Source organism: Streptomyces specialis (assembly GCF_001493375.1).
GTDB lineage: Bacteria > Actinomycetota > Actinomycetes > Streptomycetales > Streptomycetaceae > Streptomyces > Streptomyces specialis.
In genome coordinates this window covers 17,169-36,874 of sequence record NZ_LN929759.1, presented here as the reverse complement: position 1 = coordinate 36,874, position 19,706 = coordinate 17,169, and the positions used below count along the sequence as shown (strand labels likewise).

The window sequence follows — 19,706 nt, the reverse complement described above, 5'->3', positions numbered from 1 at the left end:
CACCCCCGGCCGGCCGGCCGCCGGGGGCGGGCGGTCAGGGGCCGGGGACCAGGGCGGACAGGTCGATCGCGGCGGCCACGCGGAGCGCCACGTCCTCGCCGTAGGACACGTCCGCGCGGTCGAACGGGCGGCGGCCCGTGCCGCGGAGGAACGTCAGGACGCCCAGGCTCCGCCCCCGGCTGCGCAGCACCACGCACAGGGCGTGGCCCGCGTCCTCCGGCCAGCGGTGCTCCACCCCCCAGCCGGGGCGGGTCAGGCCGCCGGTCGCGCGGATCGGGACGCAGCGCTCCAGCGCCTGGAGCGCGGGGTGGCCGGGGCGGTAGCGGACGGTGACCCCGTGGGTGGCCGGCGTGCCGCAGAACGCGCCGGGGCTCTCGGCCATGCGCACCAGCCCCACGTTCCCCACGAGGTCCAGCAGCGCGTACTCCGCGAAACCGGCCAGCGCGTAGTGCAGGTGGAGCTGCGCGGCCTCCCGCGGGTCCTCGCACTCGGCGGCGGCCCGCGTCGCGCGGGCGAGCTGGCCGTCGCGGAACGAACGCCGCGCCTTGTCGCGGGCGACGTGGCGGCACTCGGTGACGTCCTGGAAGATCCAGGCCACGCCGAGCGGCGCGGGCGCCGACCCGGAGTCGGCGGCGGGCTGCGGGCCCAGCCGCAGGAAGCCGCTGAGCAGGCAGCGGCGCGGCCCGCCCGGCAGGCCGCCGCGCTGGTCACCGAGCGGGTCCTCCCGCGAGCCGTCGTCCAGCAGCGTGATCCACATCTCGACCGGGCTGCTCGGACCCTGCGCGACCTGCGTCTGCTCCAGAGCCCCCTCCAGCTCCTCAAGACCGGCACCGAAGAACTCCGCCAGCGGCTCCCCGAGCATGTCCACCGGGGTGACGGCCAGCGCCCGCGCGGCCCGGTCGTTGACCGCGACCGTGCGCATGTCGGCGTCCACGATCACCATCGCCCAGGACGAGTCCGTCAGCAGGGCGCGGCTCAGCGCGAGATTCCGCTCCAGGTCCAGGCGGGCGTGCACGTCGCCGAACGCGCAGGAGACGCCCGTCGCCCGGCCGTCGCCGTCGCGGATCGCCGAGAGCCGCGCCCGTACGAGCACCCGGCCGCCGTCGCGCCGCAGCAGCGCGAACTCGTGATCCAGGGCCTGGGCCTGGGCCGGGCCGGCGCTTTTGTCCGGGGTCAGCGTGGCGAGGAGACGATTCCGCACATCCGCCGCGTCGGCGTCCCGCACGGCCCAGCCACCCAGCCCGGGGCGGCCGACGGCCTCCTCGGCGGACCAGCCGAGCAGCCGCTCGGCCTGGCGGTTCCAGTGGGGGACACGGCCTCCGGCGTCGACGGCGAACAGGGCGGAGTCCATGCCGTCGAGCAGAGCCGACAGTAAACGGCTGTCCGAGACACGGTCCTCGGACTGGATGTCGGGATGTGAGGTCACCTGATACCCCCTGCACAGGAGAGAGAGCGCCGGTCGCTTGCGCCGCTCCCATTCAACTCCATGGTGACGTCGGTCACATAGGGTTTCGGTGAATCTCGTTGCCGCACCGAAATGTGGTTGTGGTGCGTGCGGGGAGGCGCCTACCGTGCGGGGTACACGAGAGAGGAGGTGGTTCGGCGAATGTATGACAACCGGACGCGTGAGGTGACTGCGGCCTAGCGGTCGTCGTCTCACAAGACGTTGTGCCGGCGCCGCCGGCCAATCTCCAGCAGTCACCCGATCCGCGGGCCGCCGGTAAGTCCGGCCGGCTCCCCGGCGGGCGCGGTCAGCGCCTTCCGGGGACCACAGGCCCGCGGATCGCCCTTTTCCGGGCCCCCTGGCCCGGTCGCCCGCGGCCCTGGACCTACGGGCAGAGGCGCTCCACGATCCAGCCCTTGCCCTGGCGGACATACCGCAGCCGGTCGTGCAGCCGGTTCTCCCGGCCCTGCCAGAACTCGACGGTCTCCGGCTCCACCCGGTACCCGCCCCACTGCGGCGGCGCCGGCACGTCCTCCCCTTCCGGATACCGCTCCGCCAGCTCCGCGTAGAGCTGGTCGAGCTGGGCGCGGGAGGCCACCTTGGAGGACTGCTCGCTCGCCCACGCGCCGAGCTGCGAGCCGTGCGGCCTGGTCCTGAAGTAGGCGGCGGTCTCGGCCCGCCCGGTGCGGCGGGCGCTGCCCGAGACGATGACCTGGCGGGCGATGCCGTGCCACGGGAAGAGCAGCGACACGTAGGGGTTCGCGTCGATCTCGCGGCCCTTGCGGGAGCCGTAATTGGTGAAGAAGACAAAGCCCCGCCGGTCGAACTGCTTGAGCAGAACCGTGCGGGAGCTGGGCCGGGCGGTGGGGTCGGCGGTGGAGAGCACCATCGCGTTCGGCTCGTGGAGGCCGCTTTCCGCGGCGTGTGCGGACCACTGCTCGAACTGCTCGAAGGGGTCGGCGGCGAGGAACTTCTCGTCGAGCCCGGCCTCGCGGTACCTGGCGCGCATCGCGGCGGGATCGAGTGGGGAGCTGGGGAGGTTATCGGAGTTCTCGGCGTGGGACACGGCCCATATCTTGCAACATGCGGCTGACAGTGGCGGACGCACCGGACTTCCGACCCGCGCTCTGTGGGCGGCGGACACTCGTAGTTAAGGTAACGGCCAGACTTACCGCGCTTACCGTGCATAAGGCATAAGGAGCAGCCAGATGTCCGAGTTCTCCCCCGGGCTCGAAGGAGTCGTCGCCTTCGAGACGGAGATCGCCGAACCCGACCGTGAAGGCGGCGCCCTCAGATACCGGGGCGTGGACATCGAGGATCTGGTGGGCCACGTCTCGTTCGGCAAGGTCTGGGGCCTGCTGGTGGACGGGGCCTTCACGCCGGGGCTGCCGCCCGCCGAGCCGTTCCCGATCCCGATCCGGTCGGGCGACGTGCGGGTGGACGTGCAGGCGGCGCTGGCCATGCTGGCGCCGGTGTGGGGGCTGAAACCGCTCCTCGACATCGACGCCGCCCAGGCCCGTGAGGACCTGGCGCGCGCCGCCGTGCTCGCGCTCAGCTTCGTCGCCCAGTCGGCGCGCGGACCCGGCCTGCCGATGGTGCCGCAGCGGGAGATCGACAAAGCGACATCCGTCACGGAGCGGTTCCTGCGCCGCTGGCGCGGCGAGCCCGACCCCAAGCACGTCGCGGCGCTCGACGCGTACTGGACGTCGGCCGCCGAGCACGGCATGAACGCCTCGACGTTCACCGCCCGCGTCATCGCCTCCACCGGGGCCGATGTGGCGGCGGCGCTGTCGGGCGCGGTCGGCGCCATGTCCGGGCCGCTGCACGGCGGCGCGCCCTCGCGCGTGCTGCACATGATCGAGGAGATCGAGCGGACCGGCGACGCCGAGGGCTATGTGCGGCGGAAGCTGGACGCGGGCGAGCGGCTGATGGGCTTCGGGCACCGCGTCTACCGCGCCGAGGACCCCCGGGCCCGGGTGCTGCGGCGCACCGCGAAGGAGCTGGGCGCGCCGCGCTTCGAGGTGGCGGAGGCGCTGGAACGGGCCGCGCTGGCGGAGCTGGGCGCGCGCCGTCCTGACCGGGTGCTGGCGACGAACGTGGAGTTCTGGGCCGCGATCATGCTGGACTTCGCGGAGGTCCCGGCGCACATGTTCACCGCGATGTTCACCTGTGCCCGGACGGCCGGGTGGTCGGCGCACATCCTGGAGCAGAAGCGCACCGGGCGGCTGATCCGCCCCTCGGCCCGGTACGTGGGGCCCGCCCCGCGCGACCCGCGCGACGTGGAGGGCTACGCGGAGTGAACGCGTAGGGTGAGGTGGCGTGGACCATACCTTCTACCTCGCCGACGTCTTCACCGACCGGCCCTTCGGCGGCAACCAGCTCGCCGTGCTGCCCGACGCCCGGGGCCTGTCGGCGGACCGGATGCAGGCCCTGGCCCGGGAGTTCAACTTCTCCGAGACCGCCTTTGTCCTCCCGCCCCGGACCCGCGGCCACACGCGGCACGTGCGGATCTTCACGCCGACGACGGAGCTGCCGTTCGCCGGGCACCCGACGGTCGGCACGGCCGCCGTGCTCGCCGCGACCGAGCCGGGCCTGGGGCCGCGGCTGCTGCTGGAGGAGGGCGTCGGCGTCGTCACGGTGGACGTGGCGGGCACGCACGCCCGGCTGACGCTGACCGCGCCGTACGAGCGGCCCGGCCACTCCCCCGCGACGGCCGCCGTGGCGGGCGCGCTGTCGCTGACCGGGGACGACGTCGTCGACTGCTGGTACGGCGGGGTCGGGCGGCGCTTCTGCTACGCGCGGCTGCGGGACGCCGCGGCGGTGGACCGGGCGGCGCTGGACCGCGCGGCCTGGTCGGCCGGTCTCGCGGGCGGCTGGGCGGCGGACCTGTACGTGTTCGCCGGCGACTTCCGGCCGGGCGGCCGGGTGTACGCGCGGGCGTTCGTGCCCGGTGCGGGCATCGAGGAGGACCCGGCGACGGGTTCGGCCTGCGCCGGGCTGGTCGCGAGCCTGCCGGGGACGGCGGACGGGGAGCACACGCTGCTGGTCGAGCAGGGCGTGAAGATGGGCCGCGCGAGCCGCATCGAGGCCACCTCGGTCACGGCGGGCGGCGTGCTGTCGTCGGTCTCGGTCGGCGGGCACACGGTGATCGTCGCCTCCGGCACGATCACCGTGCCCGACGCCTGACCGGCGGGAAGAACCTCGGCGGCGGGCGCGTTGGCCGGGTGGATCAGCACACGGCCCGAGCCCGAGGGAGACGAGTCATGAGCGTGACGTTCGACGAGAAGACGCGTGAGCTGCTGGACGGGAAGAACTTCGCGACGGTCGCGACGCTCCAGCCGGACGGCGCGCCGCAGACGTCCGTGGTGTGGGTCGAGCGGGACGGCGACACCCTCCGCTTCTCCACGACCGCCGCCCGCCGCAAGGCGCGGAACCTCCGCGAGGACGCGCGCGTCAGCGTGACCGTCTTCGACCAGGACAACCCGTACCACTCGGTGGAGATCCGGGGCCGGGCGGAGCTGACCGAGGACCTGGACAAGGCGCTGCCGCTCCGCCTCTCGCACAAGTACCTCGGCCAGGACCCGCCCTTCCCGCTGGACGACGAGACCCGCCTGATCGTGACCGTCAGGCCGGAGAAGGTCATCACCTTCATCAGCACCACGACGGGCTGAACGACCGGCCCGTTCCCCGGTACTCCGGCCGCGCGGCGGGAACGCCGTCGTTCGCCACCGCGGCCGGGCGCGTGGCCCGGCCGGGGCGTCGCGCGGCCAACTGCCGGAGGGCTTCGGCCGGGTCGCGGGAGCCCCGGATGGGCGGGCCGGTTCACTGCGGCCAACTCCGGGGCAGTCGCCGCGACGGGCTGAACGGCCGGCCCGTTCCCGGGACTCAGGCCGCGCGGCGGGAACGCCGAAGTCCGCTGCCACCGCAGGCCGACCGGGCGGGCCGGTCACCGCGCGGCCAACTCCCGGAGGGCTTCGGCCAGGTCGCGGGAACGCCGTCGTTCACCGCTGTGGCGGGGGGCACGGCCCGGCCAGGGCATCGTGCGGCGGGCTTCAGGGCGGCCACGCAGGGCGGTACGCCACCAGCGGGAACGCCAAGGCTTCGGTCAGGGCGCGAGAGCGCCGTCGTTCGCCGCCGCGGCCGGGCGCATGGCCCGGCCAGGGCGCCGCGCGGCCAACCTCCGAGACGGTCACCGCGCGGCGGGCCTGACGGCGGCCATGCAGGGCGGTTCGCCAGTGAGACAGGCTGGACGACCGGCCGATCCCCGGCACTCCGGCCGCGCAGTGGGAACGCCAGGGCTTCGGCCAAGGCGCGAGAGCGCCGTGGTTCGCCGCCGCAGCCGGGCGCATGGCTCGGCCAGGGCGCCGCGCGGCCAACCTCCGGGCCGGTCACCGCGCGGCGGGCCTGACGGCGGCCACGCAGGGCGGTTCGCCGCTGTGATGGGCTGGACGGGTCGGCTGGTCAGCGGGGGTCCGGTTCCAGGGCCGCTGCCAGGGCTTCGGCCAGGTGGTGGGGGTGGTGGTCGGGGAGGTGGGACAGTTGGGTGCGGCAGGAGTAGCCGTCCGCCAGGACGATCGTGTCCGGGGTCGCGGTGCGCAGGGACGGGAGGAGCTGGTCCTCGGCGCAGGCGACGGAGACGTCGTAGTGGCCCTTCTCGAAGCCGAAGTTGCCCGCGAGGCCGCAGCAGCCGGTGGACAGCTCGCCGGTCAGGCCGGCCCGTTCGCGCAGGCGCCGGTCGGCCTCGTCGCCGAGGACCGCGTGCTGGTGGCAGTGCGTCTGGCCGGCGACCGGGCGGTTCAGGCGCGGGGGTGTCCAGTCGGGGGCGTACTCCTGGAGGGTTTCCGCGAACGTCCGGACGCGGGCGGCCAGTTCGCGGGCGCGCGGGTCGGCGGGGAGCAGCTCGGGGAGGTCGGTGCGCAGGGCCGCCGCGCACGGTGGTTCGAGGACGGTGACGGGCAGGTCCGGCGGCAGCCGGTCCAGGGTGCGGGTCATCACCGCGCGGGCCAGGTCGAGTTGGCCGGTGGAGACGTAGGTCAGGCCGCAGCAGACGGTTTCCGCCGGTACCTCGGGCCGTAGCCCGGCGGCGGTCAGCACGGTCGCCGCGGCGCGGCCGGCCTCCGGGGAGAGGAAGTTGGTGAACGTGTCGGGGAAGAGCACCACGGGGCGGCCGTCGCCGCCCGGCTCCTCGCGCCCCCGCCACCAGCGCGTGAACGGTCGGCGCGCGAGCGGCGGGATCGTCCGTTCCGGCGCGATGCCGCCGAGGCGCTTGGCGAGGGCGGCGAGCGGCGGGACGCGCGTCGCCGCGTTGACGACGGGCGCCAGGCGCAGCGCGGCGGTCAGTTCCAGCCAGCGCGGCAGGCGGCCCATCGCGTAGTGCGCGGCGGGGCGGCGGCGCCCGGCGTAGTGGTGGTGGAGGAACTCCGCCTTGTAGGTGGCCATGTCCACCCCCGCCGGGCAGTCCGACCGGCATCCCTTGCACGACAGGCACAGGTCCAGCGCGTCGCGCACCTCCTCCGACCGCCACCCGTCGGTGACGATCTCGCCGGTCAGCATCTCGTGCAGCAGCCGGGCGCGGCCCCGGGTGGAGTGGCGTTCCTCGCCGGTGGCCCGGAACGACGGGCACATCACATGCGTACCGGTCGTGGTCTCCCGGCACTTGGCGACGCCGACGCAGCGGCGGACGGCGGCCCTGAAGTCGCCGCCGTCGTGCGGGTAGGAGAACGCGACGGGCACGGGCTCGGCGGGCAGGCCGGTGAAGCGCAGGTTCTCGTCCAGCTTGGCGGGGCGGGCCAGCACGCCGGGGTTGAGGCCGCCGTCCGGGTCCCACGCGTCCTTGAACCGGGTGAAGGCGGCGACGAGTTCGTCCCCGTACATGCGGGGCAGCAACTCGGCGCGGGCCATGCCGTCGCCGTGCTCGCCGGACAGCGAGCCGCCGTGTGCGACCACGAGCCCGGCCAGCTCCTGGCCGAACTCCCGGAAACGCGCGATCCCTCGCGGCGACAGGAGGTCGAAGTCGATCCGGACGTGGACGCAGCCCTCCCCGAAATGCCCGTACGGGGCGCCGCGCAGCCCGTGGTCACGCATCAGGCCGCGGAACTCCCGCAGATACGCGCCGAGTCGCGCGGGCGGCACCGCGCAGTCCTCCCAGCCGGGCCACGCCTCGCCACCGTCCGGCAGCCGCGTCGCGACCCCGGCGGCGTCCTCCCGCACCCGCCACAGCGCCCGCTGGGCCACCGGGTCCGCGACCACCGCGTGCCCGGTGGTGTCGCCCGCCGCCGCGCGGCACAGCGCGGCGGCCCGCGCCGCCGCCTCGCCGCCGCTGTCGCCGCCGACCTCGACGAACAGCCAGGCGCCGCCCGGCGGCCGCGCCCCGGCGGCGGCCCCGCCGACGAGATCGGCGGCCATGCCCTCGACGGTCAGCGGCCCGTGCGCCAGCAGCGCGGGCGCCGCCTCGGCCGCCGCGCTCTCGTCCGGGTAGCCGAGCACGGCCAGCACCCGCGCAGCCGGGGCCCGGACGAGCCGGACCGTGGCGCTCGTCAGCACGCCGAGCGTTCCCTCGCTGCCGGTGAACGCGCGGGCCCAGTCGCGGCCCCGCTCCGGCAGCAACTCGTCCAGCGCGTAACCGGAGATGCGGCGCGGCAGGTCGGGGAAGCCGGTGCGCAGCAGGGCCAGCCGGTCCGCGACAAGGTTCTCGACGGCCGCGCGCAGCGGCGCCGGCACCCCGCCGCAGCCGTCGGTGCCGCGGCCCAGGCGGGCCCGTTCGCCGCGGTAGGTGAGGACGTCGAGGTCCCGCACGTTGTCGGCGGTGGTGCCCCAGGCCACGGAGTGGGAGCCGCAGGAGTTGTTGCCGATCATCCCGCCGAGCGTGCAGCGGCCGTGGGTGGAGGGGTCGGGGCCGAACGTCAGGCCGTGCGGCGCGGCGGCGGCCCGCAGCGCGTCGCAGACCACGCCGGGCTGGACGACGGCGGTGCGGGCGTCGGGGTCGAGGGCCAGCACGCGGTTCATGTGGCGGGTGAAGTCCAGGACGACGCCGGTGCCGGTGGCCTGCCCGGCGATGCTGGTGCCGCCACCGCGCGGGACGACGGGCACGCCGTGCGCGCGGCAGACGGCGAGCGCCGCCGCCACGTCGTCCGCGTCGCGCGGGGAGACGACGCCGAGCGGGACCCGCCGGTAGTTGGACGCGTCCATGGTGACCAGCGCCCGGCTCCCGGCGTCGAACGCGACCTCGCCGCGCACCTCGGCGGCCAGGTCGGCCGCCAGCTCGGCGGCCTGCTCCCGAGCCTGCTCCCGTGCTCGGTCCCGAGCCTGCTCAGCGGCCTGTTCCGCGGTGTTTCCGCCCGTCTCGACCCCGTCCACGACCATCCTCTCAGCCTGCCATTCCGCGCGGTGAGAACACCTCACGGACCACCCGTCACACTGATCACTCATGCACGAAGATGCACAGAAGGAACACTCATCCCTATAACAGGCTTTGCCTGCGCGTTCGGGAACTCACCTATAGTGTTGCGGGATTGACAGCACTCTCCTCCCGTCCGCGAGGTCCTCGACGATGACAGCGCACACCCCGCCGGCGCGCCGAAGGACGGAACGCCCGCCCGTGCGGCAGGCCCTGCTGGCTCTCCTCATCTCCCTGGCCACGACCGGCGCGGGCTGGCTCGCCGGGGTGTACGCGGCGCCCGAGTCGTTCCGGATCCCCGTCGCGTGGGGCGCGGGCGCGGCGGCCGTCGTGGTGTGCGCGGCCGTGACGACCGCGACGTGGGGCTTCACCCGGTACCGGTGGCTGCGGCGGAGCGTGGAGGCGCGGGACGCCTCGGTGCGGCGGTTCACCGACGAGACCGTTCCCGACGTGGTGCGGCGGCTGCGCTCCGGCGCCTCGGCCGACGCCGTGCTGGCGGCCGTGCCGGCGCCGGAGGACGAGGCCACCGCCCAGGTCCTGCGGACGCTGGCCACCGAGATCGGCCACGGCGAGACGAGCAAGGCCGCCGCCATGGCCGCCTGCGCCAACGCGGCCGGGCGGATGCAGGCCCTGACGACCGGCATGCTCGCCGACCTGCGGGAGATGGAGCACCGGCACGGCGACGAGAACGTCCTGGGCGACCTGCTGCACCTCGACCACCGCACGGCCCAGGCGGGCCGGCTGGCCGACAGCATCGCCGTGCTGACGGGCGCCCGCTCGGGACGGCGCTGGGCCAAGCCGATCGTGATGGAGAGCATCCTGCGCGGCGCCATGGGCCGCATCGGCGGCTACCAGAGGGTCAGGCTGCACTCCACGCTCGACGTCGCCATCGCGGGCCACGCCGCCGAGGGCGTCATGCACGCCCTGGCCGAACTCCTCGACAACGCCGCGAACTTCTCGCCGCCCACCGCCGAGATCCACGTCTACGCCGAGGAAGTGCCGGTCGGGGTCATCCTGACCGTCGAGGACAGCGGCCTGGTCATGAGCGACGTGGCGCTGCGCCGCGCCGAACGGGCCGTCTCCGCCGAGGCGTTGGACCTGACCACCCTCTCCGGGACCCGGCTCGGGCTGGCCGTCGTCGGCTGCCTCGCCCGCAAGCACGGGCTGAAGGTGTCCTTCCGGCCCTCCGCCCGCGGCGGCACCGGCGCGCTGATGATGATCCCGCAGGAGCTGATCAGCCGTCCGAAGCCCCTCCCGGCCCAGGCCCCGCCGCCCGCCGCGCAGGTCGCGGGACCCGCCCCCGGGCTGGCCCTCACACACATCTGACGCCGCCTTGACGGTTGGAGGTGTAGAGCGCTATCGTAAACGCGGTTGCCCGCAGACCTCGATTTCCGGACCCGCCCGTTTTTGTTTCAAGCAGAAGACGGCATACGAGTTTTCTGCCTGTCTCGTGGGCTCGGAGATGTGTATAAAGAGACAGCCGCGCTGCCGCGCGCCACCGACGACCACTCCCCCGCCGCCGACGACGACACCACCGAGTTCGGCCGGGCCGCCGAGCTGCCCAGGCGGCGCCGAGGACAGGCGCTCGCCGCGGCCCACGGCCAGGCCCTGCCCGTCCGTGAGCGCCCGCGGGGGCCCGCCGCCCACACCCCGGCCGAGACCGCCGCCCGCTTCGGCGCGTTCCGCCGCGCCGTGCAGGGCCGCGAGCAGGGACAGGGCGACGACCCCGGCGCCTACGACTCCGGTCCCGCGTCCCCGGCCCCCTCGTCCTCCTCGACTCCCTCACCGCATCCGGAGGACGACACCCCATGACAGCACCGCCGGCCACCGGCACCACAGGAGACAGACTCGACTGGCTGCTCGAAAGCCTCCTGACCCGCACCCCCGGCGCGCGCCACGCGCTGCTGCTCTCGCGGGACGGGCTGAAGCTGTGCCGCACCCCCGGCCTGACGCCCGACCAGGCCGACCAGCTCGCGGCGATCGCGGCCGGCATCCAGAGCCTGTCGCACGGCGCCTCGATCGAGTTCGGCGACGGGACCGGCGGCGTCCGGCAGTCGATGACCGAGTTCTACGGCGGCCTGCTGTTCATCGTGGAGGCCGGGCAGGGCGCCCACCTGGCGATCGTCGCGGAGGAGACCGCCGACGCCGGACTGGTCGGGCACAACATGAGCGAGCTGGTGGAACAGCTCGGCGACCACCTCATCGCACCGCCCAGGACGTTCGCCAGAGGCGGCGGAACGGCATGATCCGCCCCGGCCGGGACGACGACCCCGACCGGCTGTACACCCTCACCGGGGGCCGCAGCCGGGTGGGTTCGCACTCCTTCGACCTGGTCACGCTGGTGGTGAGCGAGGCGGAGCCGACGGCGGGCATGCAGTCCGAGCACGCCAGAATCCTCCGCATGTGCCGCAACCCGACCGCCGTCGTGGAGATCGCGGCCGAGCTGCGGCTGCCCGTGACGATCGTCAAGATCCTCCTGGGCGACCTCCTCGCCACCGGCCGGGTCAGCGCCCGGCACCCCTCCACCCTCGCCACGCCCGACGTGTCGCCCCCCGACCCCCGACTCCTTGAGCAGGTTCTCGTTGGACTCCGCAAGCTCTGACCGCCGGACCGAACGCACCCCGCTGGGCAGAAGCGCGGAGAACGGCCTCAAGATCGTCATCACCGGCGGCTTCGGCGTCGGCAAGACCACCCTCGTGCGCGCGGTCAGCGACATCCGCCCGCTCAACACCGAGGAGATCATGACCCGCGCCGGCGAGGGCGTGGACGACATATCCGCCGTGCGCGACAAGACCTCGACCACCGTCGCGTTCGACTTCGGCCGGATCACCCTCAACGAGCGGACCGTCCTCTACCTCTTCGGCGCCCCCGGCCAGGAACGTTTCTGGTTCCTGTGGGAGCGGCTGTTCATCGGCACCCTGGGCGCCGTCGTGCTCGTGGACACCCGGCGGCTGGCGGACTCCTGGTACGCCATCGACCGGCTGGAGCAGCACGGCACCCCGTTCATCGTCGCCCGCAACCGCTTCGAGGGCCCGGCCCACACCCTGGAGCAGGTCCGCGAGGCACTCGACCTGCCCGGCCACGTGCCGCTCGTCGACTGCGACGCGCGCTCCCGTTCGTCGTGCAAGGCGGTCCTGCTGACCCTCGTCAAGTACCTCTACGGGATCGCCGCCGCCCAGCAGAACCCGGAGGCGACCCCGTGAGCACCAGTCCCCGGCCGCCGATCCCGGGACTCGCGCCCGGCGCCGTGCCGATCGACAACCCCCGGTTCCACACCGAACCGGCCGCGCTGTACCGGGAGCTGCGGCAGCGGCACGGCCCGGTCGTGCCCGTCGCGCTGCCCGGCGAGATCCCGGCCTGGCTGGTGATCGGCTACCGCGAGCTGCACCACATCATCGGCGACGCCACGTTCTTCCCGCGCGACCCGGCGCTGTGGAACCAGTGGCCGCGCGTCCCGCGCGACTGGCCGCTGATGGCCATGGTCAACCGCCGCCAGCCGTCGATCCACTACACGACCGGCGCGGAGCACAAGCGGCACGTGGACATGGTGGTCCCCGCGCTGGAGGCCGAGGACACCTACCAGTTGCGCCGGCACGCCGAAACGGTCGCGGACGCCCTGGTGGACACGTTCTGCGGACAGGGCGAGGCCGAGCTGATCGACGGGTACGCCAAGCTGCTGCCCATCCACGTCCTGGGCCGCGCGCTCGGCGTCCCCGACGCCGAGTGCCCGCCACTGGCCGGGGCCCTCAACGCGCTGGCCGCCGGCGGCGACGACGCCGTCGCGGGCCACCAGTACCTCAGCTCCGCCATGCAGCGCCTGGTCACCGCCAAGCGCGCCATGCCGGGCGCCGACGTGACGTCCCGGATGCTGACCCACCCCGGCGGCTTCACCGAGGAGGAGTACGTCCTCGACCTCGCCGCCGTCCTCGCCGCCGGGCACCAGCCCACGGCCGACTGGATCGGGAACACGCTCGCCGCGGTGCTCACCGACGACCGGTTCGCCGCGTCCCTCGCGGGCGGGCGGGGCAGCGTCGGCGACGCGATGAACCTGGTGCTGTGGGAGGACACCCCCACCCAGATCCTCGCCGGGCGCTGGGCGGCCCGTGACACGTACCTGGGCGGGCAGCGGCTGCTGGCCGGGGACATGCTGCTGCTCGGCCTCCAGGGCGCCCACGGCGACCCGCAGGTGCGGTACGGCGGCACCCCGCACTCCGGCGGCCACAAAGCGCACTTCTCCTTCAGCCACGGCGAGTTCCGCTGCCCCTTCCCGGCCCAGGAGATCGCCGAGATCATCGCCCGCACCGGCGTCGAGGTGCTGCTCGACCGGCTGCCGGACATCGACCTGGCGGTGCCGCCCGCCGCCCTCGTCCGGCGGCGGTCGCCGTTCCTGCGGGGCCTGGCCGCGCTGCCGGTCCGGTTCACCCCGACAACCCCTCTCGGGCCGTGAACGGACGTGACCGGAGTTACTGCCCAGTCGGTGTGCGGCGAAGGCATGGGAGGGGCTACGCTCCGCCTCGTGGCCGATATCCAGATTCCCGCTGACATCAAGCCCGCCGACGGCCGGTTCGGATCGGGCCCCTCCAAGGTCCGCACCGAGGCGCTCAGCGCCCTGGCCGCGACCGGTTCCTCGCTGCTCGGCACGTCCCACCGCCAGGCGCCCGTGAAGGACCTCGTCGGCCGCATCCGTGACGGCGTGCGCGCGCTGTTCTCGCTGCCGGACGACTACGAGGTGGTGCTCGGCAACGGCGGCTCGACCGCGTTCTGGGACGTGGCGACGCACGGGCTGATCGAGGCGAAGTCGCAGCACCTGACGTTCGGCGAGTTCTCCTCCAAGTTCGCCAAGGCGGCCAGCAAGGCGCCGTGGCTGGACGAGCCGACCGTGATCACCGCCGACCCCGGCACCCACCCGGCGCCGCGCGCCGAGCGCGGCGCGGACGCGTACTGCCTGACGCACAACGAGACCTCCACCGGCGTGGCCGCCCCCATCGAGCGGGTGCCCGGCGCGGACAAGGGCTCGCTGGTGCTGGTGGACGCCACGTCGGGCGCGGGCGGCCTGCCCGTGGACATCACCGAGACCGACGTCTACTACTTCGCGCCGCAGAAGTCGTTCGCGGCGGACGGCGGCCTGTGGGTCGGGGTGTTCTCCCCGACGGCCATCGAACGTGTCGAGCGCGTCGCCGCCTCCGGCCGCCACATCCCCGAGTTCTTCTCGCTGCCGACCGCGATCGACAACTCGCGGAAGAACCAGACGTACAACACCCCGGCGCTGGCCACGCTGTTCCTGCTGGAGGACCAGCTCTCCTGGATCAACGGGCAGGGCGGCCTCGACTGGGCGGTGCGGCGCACGGCGGACTCGTCGTCGCGGCTGTACACGTGGGCGGAGAAGTCGGAGTACGCGACGCCGTTCGTGACGAACCCGGCCGAGCGGTCGCAGGTGATCGGCACGATCGACTTCGCGGAGGGCGTCGACGCGGCGGCCGTCGCGAAGGTGCTGCGCGCGAACGGGATCGTGGACACCGACCCGTACCGGAAGCTGGGGCGCAACCAGCTCAGGATCGCGATGTTCCCGGCCATCGACCCGGCGGACGTCGAGGCCCTGACGCGGTGCGTGGACTACGTGATCGAGCGCCTGTAGGCGCGGCGCCCGGCCCCGGCCGGTCCTTGCGGGGACCGGCCGGGGCCGTCGCGTGTCCGCCTGGGCTCACGGTCCGGGTCTCACGGTCCGGGTCTCACGAGCCCGCGCGCAGGCGGCGGAAGCCGAACACGGCCACGGCCGCCACCACGAGGACGCCGGCCACGGGGAGGGAGAGCGAGATGCCGTCGTCCCCGGAGCCACCTGAGTCGCCGGAACCGTCGTCCGTGCCGGGTTCGCCGTCCGGCTCCCCCTCCGGCGCGGTGGACGGCGACGGTTCGTCCGCCCCCTCCTCCGGCTCGTCCTCCGCGTCCTCTGCCGCGTTTTCCGGGAGGAGTTCGCCGTGCAGGTCCACCGGCTCCACCTCGCTGCCCGGCCCCTCCGAGCCGAACATCAGATAGCGGCCGTCGCGAGTGAACGTCACCGACTCGCCCTGCATCTGGCTCGGCGGGATCACGCTGCGGTCCAGCTCGACCGGCGCGCCGTCGCGCCAGGCGTACATCCGGGCCGAGAAGTAGCCCCGCAGCAGCAGCCGCGTGCCGTCCGGCGAGAACGCGCCGTCCGTCACCCAGACATCCGTGTCCGCGACGCGCGCGAAGACGTTCGTCCCGCTGTCGGACATCTCCTCGGGGCCCGCGTAGAGCGCGCCGGTGCCGTCCTGCTTCTTGCTGGCGATGTAGACCCGGCCGGTGACCGGGTGGACCATCAGCGCCTCGGCGTCCCGGGGGCCGTCGTCGTACTGGACGGTGTACACCGTGGGCGTCACCGACGCGTCGGCGAGCCGCTCCGGCTCGGGTATCCGGTAGAGCCAGACCTCGGACCAGCCGCCGTCGAAGTTGTCCCCGATGTCGCCGATCCACAGATCGCCGTCCGGGCCCAGCGAGATGCCCTCGATGTCACGGGCCGTGATGCCGTCGAGGGTGATGGTGGCCACCGTCTGGCCCGTGGCGCTGTCCACGGCGTAGATCGCGGCGGCGTCCGCGCTGTCGTTGTGCGTCCAGTAGACGCCGGGGTGGCGGTCGCTGGCCTGGAGCCCGCTCGACTCGACGATGCGGGGGTCGTCGAGCGTGAAGACGGCGGGCTCGTCGGCCGCGGCGGCGGGCGAACCGGCCGCCAGCGGCAGCAGCAGCGCGGCGGCCACCGCGGCGCGGCGCGGCCTGATCCAGGTGGGCGTCCAAGTGGGCATGGCCACAAGCCTGCCACTTGGGCCTTGAGTCCTTGCATGGAGCACGCTCCACGGCGTTGGCTGGCCCCATGAAGTACACACAACTCGGACGCACGGGTCTCAAGGTCAGCCGTCTGGTCCTGGGGACCATGAACTTCGGACCGTTCACCGACGAGGCGGACAGCCACGCCCTGATGGACGCCGCGCTGGCGGCGGGCGTCAACTTCTTCGACACGGCGAACGCCTACGGCTGGGGCGCGAACAAGGGCCGCACCGAGGAGATCATCGGCTCCTGGTTCGCCAAGGGCGGCGGGCGGCGCGAGAAGGTCGTGCTGGCCACCAAGGTGTACGCGCCCATGACCCCCGACGGGGAGTTCTGGCCGAACTTCGACCGCCTGTCCGCCGTCAACATCCGGCGCGCGGTGGAGGCCAGCCTCACGCGGCTGCGGACCGACCACATCGACCTGTACCAGTTCCACCACGTGGACCGCCGCACGCCGTGGGAGGAGATCTGGCAGGCCATCGACGTCCTGGTCACCCAGGGCAAGATCGTCTACGCCGGGTCGAGCAACTTCGCCGGCTGGCACATCGCCCGCGCCAACGAGGCCGCGGCCCGGCGGAACGCGCTGGGCCTGGTGAGCGAGCAGTGCCTGTACAACCTGGCCGAGCGCCGCGCCGAGATGGAGGTCATCCCGGCCGCCGAGGGCTACGGCCTGGGCGTCATCCCCTGGTCGCCGCTGCACGGCGGGCTGCTGGGCGGCGCGATCCGCAAGGAGCGCGAGGGCGGCGGCACCCGCTCCGGCGGCGGCCGGTCGGCCGACGCGCTGGCCAACAGCGCCCTGCGTGAGAAGGTCCAGGCGTACGAGGACCTCGCGGAGAAGCACGGGCTGGCGCCGGGCGAGCTGGCCCTGGCGTGGCTGCTGACCCGCCCCGGCGTCACCGGCCCGATCGTCGGCCCCCGGGTGCCGGAGCAGCTCGACTCGGCGGTGCGGGCGGTGGACCTGGAGCTGAGCCAGGACGTCCTGACGGCGCTCGACGAGATCTTCCCCGGGCCCGGCGCGTCGCCGGAGGCGTTCGCCTGGTGAGACCGGCCGGTCCCGGCGGCGGCCCGCGGCCCTCGTTCAGCCGAGGGCCGCCGCCAGGACCACGACGGCCAGCAGCAGAACGAGGGCGGCCGTCACGATCCGTGTCCGTGTCTTCGCGTTCACGCCGCCTACCGTACGCCCGGCGCGAGGGGCCACTCGCCCTGGGGCGTGTACCGGTGGTACTCGTCGCTGCTGAGCAGCGTGATCCGGTCGGCGGGCCAGGGCATGCCGGAGAACGCGGCCAGGGCCGTGACGAACGGGATCAGCGGGACGCTGTCCGCGCCCTTCGGGCCGCCCGCCAGCGTCAGGCGCGGGCGGTACGCCTCGTGGTGCCGGCCGCCGGGCACGCCGGTGACGCGGCCCGCCGCGTCCGTGGCCGCCGCCAGCGCGGCGAGCGCGTCGGTGTCGCCCGCGACCCCGGCCCACAGCGCCCGGTCGCCGAACGAGCCGCCGCCCGCCAGCCGCAGCGTGAACGCCGTGTGGGCACGCGCCACGGCGGCGAGCCGGTCGCGCAGCACGGGCAGCAGCGCGTCGGCCGTCTCCCCGTAGAACGCCAGCGTGACGTGCCAGCCCACCGGATCGTTCCAGCGCAGCGCCTCCGCATCGGGCACGTCCCGCAACGCCCGTGCGGCGACGCCGACTTCGGCGAGCGCGTCAACGGGCGGCACCAGCGCGGCGAACAGTCTCATCGGGTCTCCCTCCACCAGCCCTCTCAGCATCGCGCATCGGCCGCCCGGCCGGGGAGGCGGGGCGGGTCCCAAAGCGGCGGTTCCGGCGTGACGCTCAGGCCGTGGGCGTCAGTTCCCCGGGGTCGCGGGGGACCAGGGTGACGCCCCGGTCGCCCGGGCGGAGGCTGACGCGCAGGCGCAGCCCGCCGATCCTGGCCAGGACCAGGCCGACCGCGACGGCCGAGGCCGCGCAGACCGCGCCGCCCGCCAGCAGGCCGATCCGGGCGCCGAACTCGTCCGTCAGCCAGCCCATCAGCGGGGCGCCGAACGGGGTGCCGCCGACGAAGACCATCATCATCAGGCTGATCACCCGGCCCCGCATCGCGGGGTCGCTGGCGAGCTGGACGCTCGCGTTCACCGTCACCTGGAACGTCATGGCGACCAGCCCGACCAGCGGCATCAGCGCGGCGAACACCACGAACGCCGGAGCCGCGGCGGCGACCATCAGCAGCACGCCCAAGAGCGCGGCGGCGGCCACCGTGAACCGCATCCGGCGGCTGCCGCGCCGGGCCGCCAGCAGCGCGCCGGCCACCGAGCCGGCGGCGATCAGGGAGTTCAGCAGGCCGTAGGTGCCGGCCCCGGCGTCGAAGACGCGGTCGGTGAAGGCGACGAGCCAGATCGGGAAGTTGTAGCCGAAGGTGCCGACGAAGCCGATCAGCACGATCGGCCACAGCAGCGCGGGGCGGGCACCGACGTAGGCCAGGCCCTCCCGCAACTGGCCCTTGGCGCGCGGCGCGCGGCGGGCCGGGAACATCTCGGCGGTGCGCATCAGCAGCAGACCGGCGATGGGCGCGAGGAACGACAGGCCGTTGTAGAGGAACGCCCAGCCGCCGCCCACCGTGGTGATGACCACACCGGCGACGGCGGGGCCGACGAGCCGGGCGGACTGGAAGTTCGCGGAGTTCAGCGAGACGGCGTTGCGCAGCAGGTGGGGCTCGACCATCTCGGAGACGAACGCGTGGCGGGCCGGGTTGTCCACGACGGTCGCCAGGCCCATGACGACGGCCAGGACGTAGACGTGCCAGACGTTCACCACGCCGCCGAGCGTCAGCGCGGCCAGGGTCAGGCCGGTCAGCCCGAGGGCGGCCTGCGTGCCGAACAGCAGCTTGCGCTTGTCGAAGCGGTCGGCGAGCACGCCGCCGTAGAGGCCGAACAGCAGCATCGGGAGGAACTGAAGGGCGGTCGTGACGCCGACCGCGGCGGCCGAGCCGGTGAGGGTGTGGACCAGCCAGTCCTGGGCGATGCGCTGCATCCAGGTCCCGACGTTCGATATCGCCGAGCCCAGGAAATGGATCCGGTAGTTGCGGACCCGCAGGGAGCTGAAGGTGGATATCTTCGCGGTCGAGGTCAGGGATGCGGGTGCGGAGTCTGCTCCGGGTCCCGGACTCAAGGGGGCACTCTCCTTGTCGGTGTCGGTGTCGGTGTCGGGGCGGGCGTCAGAGGTGGGCGAGCTTGTGCAGGACCGGGGCCGCCGCGCGGAGGGCGGCCCACTCCTCCTCGTCCAGCTCGACGGCGAGCCTGGCCAGCCAGGCGTTCCGCTCGGCGCGGCTGCTCTCGATCATGGCCTCGGCCTGGTCGGTGACGGCCACGAGCTTCTGCCGGCGGTCCTCGGCGCGCGGCTCCATGCGGACCAGCCCCCGGTTGACGAGCAGGGTGATGATGCGGGTCATGGACGGCGGCTGGACGTGCTCCTTGCGGGCCAGCTCGCCCGGGGTCATGGCGCCGCAGCGGACGAGGGTGCCGAGCGCGGACAGCTCGGCGAGGCTGAGGGTGCGGTCCACGGCGAGGTGGCGCATGCGGCGGGACAGCCGCTGGACGCCGACCCTGAGCGTGTTCACCGCCTCGGCGTCCCCGGGGCCGTCCAGCTTCGCGTTGGGCATGTGCACCGCCATAGCTCGTTAGCTTTCCTAACAAAATATATGACGATGATACGCCGCTGTACATTCCCGGGCGCGGGTTAAGGTGAGGCATGCGCTGGGGTGATCCGACCAACGGCAAGAAAGAGGCGCCCGAGCCCCTGGAGGGCAACGTGGTCGCCACCGTTCTCGTCGGCACCCTGGTGTGGGCCGCCCTCTTCGTGGCGCAGGTGCCGTTCTACGGCTGGTACGCGGACCGCGGCCACGAGTGGTGGATCTGGACCTGCCTCGTCGGCGTGGGCCTCGGCCTCTTCGGCCTGTGGTACGCCCGCCGCCGCGAAACCGCGATCCGCTCCGCGGCCGACCGCCGCCGCCGCGATCGGGAGTGACGGGCCGGCCC

At 74.0% G+C, this 19,706-nt stretch carries 19 protein-coding genes; 12 read left to right on the top strand and 7 right to left on the bottom strand.

Annotated elements, in window-relative coordinates:
• Positions 1 to 34: 34 nt before the first annotated feature.
• Both BN2279_RS02845 and pdxH read right to left on the bottom strand, forming a co-directional pair.
• Positions 35 to 1,426 (bottom strand): PAS domain-containing protein, encoded by a 1,392-nt coding sequence (locus tag BN2279_RS02845; protein ID WP_234347336.1) that lies wholly within the window; start codon positions 1,424 to 1,426, stop codon positions 35 to 37.
• A gap of 403 nt (positions 1,427 to 1,829) precedes the next feature.
• Entirely contained in the window at positions 1,830 to 2,453 is a 624-nt protein-coding gene (gene pdxH, locus BN2279_RS02840; protein ID WP_059006112.1) for a pyridoxamine 5'-phosphate oxidase, read from the bottom strand.
• 199 nt (positions 2,454 to 2,652) lie between these two features.
• On the opposite strand from pdxH, the gene BN2279_RS02835 reads away from it, so the two are divergent.
• From BN2279_RS02835 to BN2279_RS02825, 3 genes are all read left to right on the top strand, one after another.
• Entirely contained in the window at positions 2,653 to 3,744 is a 1,092-nt protein-coding gene (locus tag BN2279_RS02835) for a citrate synthase 2 (RefSeq protein ID WP_059006111.1), read from the top strand.
• A gap of 19 nt (positions 3,745 to 3,763) precedes the next feature.
• Positions 3,764 to 4,630: a PhzF family phenazine biosynthesis protein gene (locus BN2279_RS02830; RefSeq protein ID WP_059006110.1), complete on the top strand. Its 867-nt coding sequence runs from the start codon at positions 3,764 to 3,766 to the stop codon at positions 4,628 to 4,630.
• A gap of 77 nt (positions 4,631 to 4,707) precedes the next feature.
• Complete coding sequence (locus tag BN2279_RS02825; protein ID WP_059006109.1) at positions 4,708 to 5,115, top strand: PPOX class F420-dependent oxidoreductase; 408 nt, start codon at positions 4,708 to 4,710, stop codon at positions 5,113 to 5,115.
• Positions 5,116 to 5,905: 790 nt separating this feature from the next.
• Here BN2279_RS02825 and BN2279_RS02820 read toward each other — a convergent pair.
• Positions 5,906 to 8,806, bottom strand: a complete 2,901-nt coding sequence (locus tag BN2279_RS02820) for an FAD-binding and (Fe-S)-binding domain-containing protein (protein ID WP_079031776.1) — start codon at positions 8,804 to 8,806, stop codon at positions 5,906 to 5,908.
• A 187-nt stretch (positions 8,807 to 8,993) separates the two neighbouring features.
• On the opposite strand from BN2279_RS02820, the gene BN2279_RS02815 reads away from it, so the two are divergent.
• From BN2279_RS02815 to serC, 7 genes are all read left to right on the top strand, one after another.
• Positions 8,994 to 10,166, top strand: a complete 1,173-nt coding sequence (locus BN2279_RS02815) for an ATP-binding protein (RefSeq protein ID WP_079031775.1) — start codon at positions 8,994 to 8,996, stop codon at positions 10,164 to 10,166.
• A gap of 138 nt (positions 10,167 to 10,304) precedes the next feature.
• Entirely contained in the window at positions 10,305 to 10,652 is a 348-nt protein-coding gene (locus tag BN2279_RS31330) for a hypothetical protein (RefSeq protein WP_079031774.1), read from the top strand.
• Positions 10,649 to 11,086, top strand: a complete 438-nt coding sequence (locus BN2279_RS02810; protein WP_059006108.1) for a roadblock/LC7 domain-containing protein — start codon at positions 10,649 to 10,651, stop codon at positions 11,084 to 11,086. Before BN2279_RS31330 ends, BN2279_RS02810 begins: the two co-directional genes overlap by 4 nt.
• Positions 11,083 to 11,442 (top strand): DUF742 domain-containing protein, encoded by a 360-nt coding sequence (locus BN2279_RS02805; protein WP_059006107.1) that lies wholly within the window; start codon positions 11,083 to 11,085, stop codon positions 11,440 to 11,442. The genes BN2279_RS02810 and BN2279_RS02805 overlap by 4 nt, the downstream gene beginning before the upstream one ends.
• Positions 11,423 to 12,043, top strand: a complete 621-nt coding sequence (locus tag BN2279_RS02800) for a GTP-binding protein (protein ID WP_059006106.1) — start codon at positions 11,423 to 11,425, stop codon at positions 12,041 to 12,043. Before BN2279_RS02805 ends, BN2279_RS02800 begins: the two co-directional genes overlap by 20 nt.
• On the top strand, positions 12,040 to 13,287 hold the full coding sequence (locus BN2279_RS02795; RefSeq protein ID WP_234347331.1) for a cytochrome P450: 1,248 nt from the start codon (positions 12,040 to 12,042) through the stop codon (positions 13,285 to 13,287). The genes BN2279_RS02800 and BN2279_RS02795 overlap by 4 nt, the downstream gene beginning before the upstream one ends.
• Before the next feature lie 69 nt (positions 13,288 to 13,356).
• Positions 13,357 to 14,475, top strand: coding sequence for a phosphoserine transaminase (gene serC / locus BN2279_RS02790; protein WP_059006105.1), 1,119 nt, complete (start codon positions 13,357 to 13,359; stop codon positions 14,473 to 14,475).
• Between the two features lie 94 nt (positions 14,476 to 14,569).
• Here serC and BN2279_RS02785 read toward each other — a convergent pair whose 3' ends face one another.
• Entirely contained in the window at positions 14,570 to 15,658 is a 1,089-nt protein-coding gene (locus BN2279_RS02785) for a hypothetical protein (protein ID WP_059006136.1), read from the bottom strand.
• A gap of 68 nt (positions 15,659 to 15,726) precedes the next feature.
• Between BN2279_RS02785 and BN2279_RS02780 the strand changes: the two genes are divergently transcribed.
• Positions 15,727 to 16,722 (top strand): aldo/keto reductase, encoded by a 996-nt coding sequence (locus tag BN2279_RS02780; protein WP_059006104.1) that lies wholly within the window; start codon positions 15,727 to 15,729, stop codon positions 16,720 to 16,722.
• A gap of 128 nt (positions 16,723 to 16,850) precedes the next feature.
• On the opposite strand, the gene thpR is transcribed toward BN2279_RS02780, so the two are convergent.
• From thpR to BN2279_RS02765, 3 genes are all read right to left on the bottom strand, one after another.
• Entirely contained in the window at positions 16,851 to 17,411 is a 561-nt protein-coding gene (gene thpR / locus BN2279_RS02775) for an RNA 2',3'-cyclic phosphodiesterase (protein ID WP_059006103.1), read from the bottom strand.
• 94 nt (positions 17,412 to 17,505) lie between these two features.
• Positions 17,506 to 18,840, bottom strand: a complete 1,335-nt coding sequence (locus BN2279_RS02770) for an MFS transporter (protein ID WP_059006102.1) — start codon at positions 18,838 to 18,840, stop codon at positions 17,506 to 17,508.
• A 46-nt stretch (positions 18,841 to 18,886) separates the two neighbouring features.
• Positions 18,887 to 19,330 (bottom strand): MarR family winged helix-turn-helix transcriptional regulator, encoded by a 444-nt coding sequence (locus BN2279_RS02765; protein ID WP_059006135.1) that lies wholly within the window; start codon positions 19,328 to 19,330, stop codon positions 18,887 to 18,889.
• Positions 19,331 to 19,419: 89 nt separating this feature from the next.
• On the opposite strand from BN2279_RS02765, the gene BN2279_RS02760 reads away from it, so the two are divergent.
• Entirely contained in the window at positions 19,420 to 19,695 is a 276-nt protein-coding gene (locus tag BN2279_RS02760) for a DUF2530 domain-containing protein (RefSeq protein WP_059006101.1), read from the top strand.
• The last annotated feature ends 11 nt before the right edge of the window (positions 19,696 to 19,706 follow it).

Coding starts and splice junctions, on each gene's coding strand:
- pdxH (WP_059006112.1), bottom strand. CDS start 2,453: ATGCGCGCCAGGTACCGCGAGGCCGGGCTCGACGAGAAGTTCCTCGCC.
- BN2279_RS02835 (WP_059006111.1), top strand. CDS start 2,653: ATGTCCGAGTTCTCCCCCGGGCTCGAAGGAGTCGTCGCCTTCGAGACG.
- BN2279_RS02825 (WP_059006109.1), top strand. CDS start 4,708: ATGAGCGTGACGTTCGACGAGAAGACGCGTGAGCTGCTGGACGGGAAG.
- BN2279_RS02820 (WP_079031776.1), bottom strand. CDS start 8,806: ATGGTCGTGGACGGGGTCGAGACGGGCGGAAACACCGCGGAACAGGCC.
- BN2279_RS02815 (WP_079031775.1), top strand. CDS start 8,994: ATGACAGCGCACACCCCGCCGGCGCGCCGAAGGACGGAACGCCCGCCC.
- BN2279_RS02810 (WP_059006108.1), top strand. CDS start 10,649: ATGACAGCACCGCCGGCCACCGGCACCACAGGAGACAGACTCGACTGG.
- BN2279_RS02805 (WP_059006107.1), top strand. CDS start 11,083: ATGATCCGCCCCGGCCGGGACGACGACCCCGACCGGCTGTACACCCTC.
- BN2279_RS02785 (WP_059006136.1), bottom strand. CDS start 15,658: ATGCCCACTTGGACGCCCACCTGGATCAGGCCGCGCCGCGCCGCGGTG.
- BN2279_RS02780 (WP_059006104.1), top strand. CDS start 15,727: ATGAAGTACACACAACTCGGACGCACGGGTCTCAAGGTCAGCCGTCTG.
- thpR (WP_059006103.1), bottom strand. CDS start 17,411: ATGAGACTGTTCGCCGCGCTGGTGCCGCCCGTTGACGCGCTCGCCGAA.
- BN2279_RS02765 (WP_059006135.1), bottom strand. CDS start 19,330: ATGCCCAACGCGAAGCTGGACGGCCCCGGGGACGCCGAGGCGGTGAAC.
- BN2279_RS02760 (WP_059006101.1), top strand. CDS start 19,420: ATGCGCTGGGGTGATCCGACCAACGGCAAGAAAGAGGCGCCCGAGCCC.